The organism is Paenibacillus vandeheii (assembly GCF_030433635.1).
In the GTDB taxonomy this organism is placed as follows: domain Bacteria; phylum Bacillota; class Bacilli; order Paenibacillales; family Paenibacillaceae; genus Paenibacillus; species Paenibacillus vandeheii.
This window is the reverse complement of the sequence record NZ_JAROCD010000016.1, coordinates 154,407-160,406: the sequence shown is the minus strand read 5'-3', so window position 1 is coordinate 160,406 and position 6,000 is coordinate 154,407. Positions and strand designations below refer to the sequence as shown.

General features: G+C 42.3%; 7 protein-coding genes. All 7 read right to left on the bottom strand.

The genetic code is table 11. The annotated features are described in order from the left end of the window. Positions 1 to 273 precede the first annotated feature (273 nt). The 7 genes from P5G61_RS27155 to P5G61_RS27125 all read right to left on the bottom strand — a co-directional run bounded on the left by P5G61_RS27155 (position 274) and on the right by P5G61_RS27125 (position 5,819). Entirely contained in the window at positions 274 to 480 is a 207-nt protein-coding gene (locus P5G61_RS27155) for a DUF5316 family protein (RefSeq protein ID WP_301249345.1), read from the bottom strand. A gap of 91 nt (positions 481 to 571) precedes the next feature. Continuing rightward, complete coding sequence (locus P5G61_RS27150) at positions 572 to 1,333, bottom strand: hypothetical protein (protein ID WP_301249344.1); 762 nt, start codon at positions 1,331 to 1,333, stop codon at positions 572 to 574. Between the two features lie 212 nt (positions 1,334 to 1,545). Next, positions 1,546 to 1,968: a hypothetical protein gene (locus P5G61_RS27145; protein WP_301249343.1), complete on the bottom strand. Its 423-nt coding sequence runs from the start codon at positions 1,966 to 1,968 to the stop codon at positions 1,546 to 1,548. Positions 1,969 to 2,203: 235 nt separating this feature from the next. Further along, complete coding sequence (gene phnE, locus P5G61_RS27140; RefSeq protein ID WP_094937132.1) at positions 2,204 to 3,010, bottom strand: phosphonate ABC transporter, permease protein PhnE; 807 nt, start codon at positions 3,008 to 3,010, stop codon at positions 2,204 to 2,206. Next, positions 3,007 to 3,870, bottom strand: a complete 864-nt coding sequence (gene phnE / locus P5G61_RS27135; protein WP_236703666.1) for a phosphonate ABC transporter, permease protein PhnE — start codon at positions 3,868 to 3,870, stop codon at positions 3,007 to 3,009. The genes phnE (P5G61_RS27140) and phnE (P5G61_RS27135) overlap by 4 nt, the downstream gene beginning before the upstream one ends. Beyond that, positions 3,867 to 4,667 (bottom strand): phosphonate ABC transporter ATP-binding protein, encoded by an 801-nt coding sequence (gene phnC, locus P5G61_RS27130; RefSeq protein ID WP_301249342.1) that lies wholly within the window; start codon positions 4,665 to 4,667, stop codon positions 3,867 to 3,869. Before phnC ends, phnE (P5G61_RS27135) begins: the two co-directional genes overlap by 4 nt. Positions 4,668 to 4,835: 168 nt before the next feature. Beyond that, positions 4,836 to 5,819: a phosphate/phosphite/phosphonate ABC transporter substrate-binding protein gene (locus tag P5G61_RS27125; protein WP_024628882.1), complete on the bottom strand. Its 984-nt coding sequence runs from the start codon at positions 5,817 to 5,819 to the stop codon at positions 4,836 to 4,838. Between the last annotated feature and the right edge of the window lie 181 nt (positions 5,820 to 6,000).

Here is a 6,000-nt window from a genome sequence, read left to right as displayed (position 1 = left end):
CTTTCATTCTACACGAATCAGGCTATGAGCCATTTTTTTATTTCAGTAGGGTGTCGCACTTCATATTACAATCCGTCGTACGTAAAAACTCTAAATATTAGTTTAATAATACCGCCTTAGACGACGAAAGTTTTGAAGGGCTACATCAAACCTACAAACAATAGCTATTTCGGAACACTCAGTCCAGTCTGTGATCCTGAAAGTATCGTATTAGCGAGTACGCGGTACCACCCGTATACGATGTGGCTATCTTTTATTCTAGCTATCTTGCCCTTAGCTTACTAAAGATATTAAGCCCGCAATGGCGAACGAAAGAGCTCCAGCTAAAGCAGAGAACGTGCCAATTTTTTTTTTAATATTACGTTCTTTTTCATGCTCTGAATGAAAATTCCCTCTTTGTTGTGATCCAGTAGTCCATGCTCCAAAGCAAAGACCTGAAACAAAAAGGAGTACTATCCCACAATAGATAAAAAAATTCATTAGTTGATTCTCCTTAAAAACAAAGATGTTTTCTTTTGTTTAATGGTTTAAGGGAAGCCATGGTTGGCTTCCCTTAAAGAAGTACAAAAAATTATAATTGATGAATGAACAGAAGCTTCCATTTTGAACTGGTTCCTCTACTAAGTGAAACCTGAGATGTAACGCCAAAAGTGAGAAGCGAATCTTTTACTACATATTTCCAAGAAGTTGGAGCATTCGCTTGAAACGCATCTAAAGTTGTATTAATTTGTCCACTGGTTTGCTGTACAAGAAATCCAGCATCAAATGAATTACCAGTAGCACCATAAGTATAATTTCGATCAGTCATATTAATTGTAGTGTCATGTCTATTCCATCCACCAGAAACTTTAGTAAGCTTGTAAGTGTTTAAATTATTCTGTACGACCTTGTCATACGTAATTGTAGAATACGCCACAACTCCTCCACTAGAGTCAGGTTGTGTTTCATAACTTGAATTAGCTGCCAAAACAGCGATATTTGTCGTGCTGAAAGTTTCAGTTATCTCGTTTCCTTTTTGGACTACTTTGATTCTTTGGGTTGTTTCATATTGTTTTTCCAACACAAGTTCATCTGATTCAGTACTTTGTGTGAGTGAGCGAGCATTCGCAATCGATTTATCGGGCTCTAATGAGATAATTGATTGTTTGGATTCGTTTACTGGAATATCTGTTATTCCTTTTTCAGCGCGTTCAATAAGGGCATCAATATCGGTAATTTGTTCTTCTTCAAACAGTACCACTACTTCACGGGATGGATCAGCAGAAACATTTAAACTACCGAAAATCATTGATACAATAACTAGTGTTGAAAATAATTTCGTTATTTTTTTCATTATTATTCCTCCATACAAATAAATTGTAAGTCAGAAGAAGTTACCTCATCCTCCCTTCACTTGTATTGACTTATGATAATAATATTAAAGGTCTAAAATGTAACAATATAGGTTCAAAATAACCAAATTAACAAATTAATAACAGTTCAATTATACTGCGCAATTATGAAAACAAAACGTAATTTAGCATAAAATGACATAAAATGTCGAATTTACTTCTGTTGTTTTTCTCCTAGGATCAGTTTCTCTTCTAAATTGTTACCATCAATATCTGTCCACTCAATGACAATAGTTTGGTCTTCATTGCTACTGACTTGTGAACCTTTTGTTCGCGTTATAGGGATCTTTATAGAACTTGAGGGTGAATCATCTTCCTGTTTAATTATTCTCCCTTCATTTATATTAATTTTATATCCCTTAATATCTTCCCAATCACCATTTTTATATAATATGGTGTACTCTCCGTTTTCCTCTTTTCCATTTGTTACTGTAGTATCTAATTCTCCACTCCAATTTTTACTCTCTCCCATGAGATTAATTTTTGTTTGCAATTTTGAACAACCAGTAAGAGACATGGCGACTACTAAAATAATTATAGATATAGACACCCACAACACATTTTTATTTTCTCTCATAATTCCCTCCATTATTAGATTTATAACTATACAGTATCATAATATGAGCCTATTTCTAAAACAGTATTTCATATAGGTTCAACATTTTGCTGATATTGACTTCCTATAAAATACAAAAAGCAGCACCTGCTATTGCATGGGCTGCTCTTCCGATAGATCAACAATGGATTGAAACTTTTCCATCAAGTCTTTTATAATATTCGTTTTTATTAGCAAGCAAACTTTACTCTTTTCTTTATACCAGCTTCTTGCGAATATATCCCGAGATCAGATCAATGATCGTAATCATCACGATAATACCCAGCAGGATAATCCCTACTCGCGGCCAGTTCCGTGTGCTGAGTGCGAAGATCAGTGGTGTACCAATCCCCCCTGCCCCGATCACACCCAGAATGGTTGCGGAGCGCACATTAATCTCAAACCGATACAACGTGTAATTCAGGAATCCTGGCAAAACCTGTGGCAGTACAGCAAACCACAGCTGCTGCATGCGAGTCGCTCCGGAAGCGAGCAACGCTTCAGAAGGACCATAATCAATATTTTCCACTTCGTCAGCGAATAGCTTACCAAGCATCCCGATGGAATGCAGTCCAAGTGCAAGTACACCCGCAAAGGAACCTGGTCCTACCGCTTTGATGAACAGCAAAGCCATGATGATCTCAGGAAAGGTCCGAATGAAGCTAAGAACCATTTTGCCCGTACCCGATACAGGACGGTAGCTGCTCATATTCCGAGCAGACCAGAAAGCAAAAGGAATACACAGTACAGCGGAAATGACGGTACCCAGCACCGAGATCGCCAGTGTATCCAGCAATCCTCGCAGCAAATCCTCTCCCTCAGGCAGATAGACAAAGTCCCAATCCGGGGAGAAAATCCCGGCGATAATCGCCTTCATGATCTGACCTGCGGTTTCCTTGAAACCGGTAAACGGTATACCGGCAAGTGCCCAAGCGTATACAAGTATAAGCAAGATTACAATGACCCAGCGAAGCGGGTTCTTCCGTGGTTTGCGCCGGATTACGCTCGTTTCATTTTTCATCATAACAATTTCTCCCGCAGCTTAGTACTTACATAATCAATGATCAGAACAATGACAAGGGTAAACAGAATGATTACACTCGTTTTGTCATATTCCAGGAATCCAAGGGTTGCTTCATAATACAGTCCGATACCCCCTGCACCGACCAATCCAAGAATCGCAGCAGCGCGCACATTAATCTCAAAGGCATACAGCACATAAGAAGTAAACTGGGCAGCCAGTTGTGGCACCACACCATAAATAATCAGTTGAATCCGGTTCATGCCGACAGCAGTCATCGCTTCAAGCGGTCCCTGATCAATCGTTTCCAGCGTTTCGTAAGTCAGCTTGGCAATCAGTCCCACCGAGAAGACTGCAAGTGCCAAGATACCAGGAATCGGGCCCAGTCCAAATACAGCAACGAACAACGCCGCCAGCAGCAGATCTGGCACGGTACGAATCAGGTTCAATACAAAGCGGGCCGGATAGTAGATCCAGCGGCTGGGCATCAAATTACCTGCACAGATGATGGATACCGGAATCGCGATGATCGCACCGATCGTTGTTCCGATCAGTGCCATTCGAATGGTCTCCAGCATGCCCTGAACGATATTATCAAAGTATGTCCACCGCGGAGGAAACATCTCCTTCAGCAGGTCCAGCATGTTCGGGAAACCTTCAATCAGTTCGCTGAAGCTGGCATCGGTCTGTTTGGCACTTGCCCACAGCAACAACAAGATGATGACCAAGGTGAGCAAATGTTTGGTACGCCCCGGAGGTTTGGGACGGTGGATAGTCGAACCTGAGCCTGTGCCAGGACGCTTTCCCTTCCCTGATTCGTTCTGTAATGATCCATCTATCGATACGTTTACGGGTTGCTTCATACCAGAACTTCTCCCCGCTGTTCCTGTACAGCCTGTTTATCCAGCAGCTCATCTGCCAGAATAGGTCTGCCATAAATTTCTGCAAAACGCTCATCCGTTGCCTCGGATACCGGACCATCAAACACCACTTCGCCTGCACGCAATCCCACAATACGGGTAGCATACTCTCTGGCCAGATCAATAAAGTGAAGGTTAACGATGGTTGTAATGCCAAGATCCTGGTTGATGCGTTTCAGATCATCCATAACTTGTTTCGTTGTCAGCGGATCGAGTGAAGCGACAGGTTCATCTGCCAGAATGATTTTTGCTTCCTGTGCAAGTACGCGAGCTATCGCTACCCGTTGCTGTTGACCACCGGACAATTGATCCGCGCGCGAATAGGCTTTCTCCGCAATGTTCACCCGCTCCAGTGCTCCAAATGCAAGTTCCGTATCCTCTTTTGGAAAACGGCCCAAAATGGTACGCATGGTGGAATGATATCCCACACGTCCAGCAAGCACGTTGCGAAGCACGCTGGAACGTTTCACGAGATTGAAGCTCTGGAAGATCATACCGATATCCCGGCGAATCATGCGAAGTGACTTGCCATGGGCTTTCGTAATCGACTTGCCATTAATCAAAATCTCCCCTTCACTGATATCATGAAGTCGGTTAATGGAACGCAGAAGCGTCGATTTCCCCGCACCAGACAAACCTACTACGGCAATAAACTCTCCCTGTTTAAATTTCAGGTTAATATTATTCAGGCCCTTAGTGCCGTTAGCGTATGTTTTTGTTACATTCTGAAGCTCAATCATGGCAGTAGTCCTTCTTTCATTAATATGGTATTTCACAGGGTCACGCTGTAATGGGACAAGCCAGCGCAGCGTATGTCACGCTGAACTGGCCTGTCCGCTAATACGATGAAGTTATCCAATGAAAAGATAAGCAATGCAATCATTAACTATCTTTCTTTTAACAGAAAACTACTCGGTTTTTACTTTCTCGTTGTATTGACGAACGATATCAAACTTGCTGTCATCTGATTCTACATAACCTTCGTGTGTGTAGATTTCTTTGATGATTTCGTGACCTTGTGGATCTTTACCGATGTCGATAAATGCTTGTTTAATTTTTGCTGTCCAATCTGCATTCATGTCTGTACGTACTGCGATTGTATCGTTAGGAATTGGCTCAGTGAACGCGAGTACACGAGTATCTTCAAATACAGTCGGGTAGTCTTTCGCTACAGTGTTACGGGCATCTTGGAAAATCGCTGCGGCATCAACGTCACCGTTCAGTACTGCCAATACGCCTTGGTCATGGCCTTTAACCGTGATTGGCTGTACATCTTTCAAAGGATCAAGACCTCTGTCGAGCAACAATGCTGCCGGCCATACATAACCAGCGGAAGAAGTTACGTTTTGGTAGGCGATTTTTTTGCCTTTCAGGTCTTCAACGGATTGGATCGGTGAATCTTTCTTCACAATAATCATGGATTTATACGAATCTGCCAGTTGCTCAGTAGGAGCGCCAGTCTCATCATTTACACCAAAACGTTGTGCCTGAAGGATAACTTCAGCTGCGCCTTTTTCTTTGGCAAGTACATAAGCCGTCGGAGGCAAGAAACCTACGTCCACTTTATTGGAAGCCATTGCTTCAATAATTGTGTTGTAGTCTGTGGATACGCTGACCTTCACCGGGATACCCAATTTGTCGCCCAGCAGCTTCTCGAGCGGTTTTGCTTTAGCTTCGAGTGTATCTGCATTTTGTGATGGAACGAATTGTACAGTCAGCTCAGTCGGCACGTAACCTTCAGCGGCTTTATCTGTCTCTGCCGTGTCGGTACTGGATGAATTCGAGCTCGTATCAGCCCCGTTAGCCGAACCTGTTGTACTACTGTTAGACCCACATGCACTTAGAAACAGAACCAAAATCAACAATGGTAAAAATAAAGCAGACTTCTTCAAGCGAACACCCTCCAAAGGATTTCTATTTTTCATTACTTGTCTACTATAGTCTTCGAATATTTGCGCGATGTGAAACGAAATTTGGAGTTTTGTAAAGTTTCCTGTCAGGCTGTCAGAGCGGCTTTGATCTGTTAGAATAGCCTCATTACAGTTGATGATACTAGTAGAATCAGTGAATTCC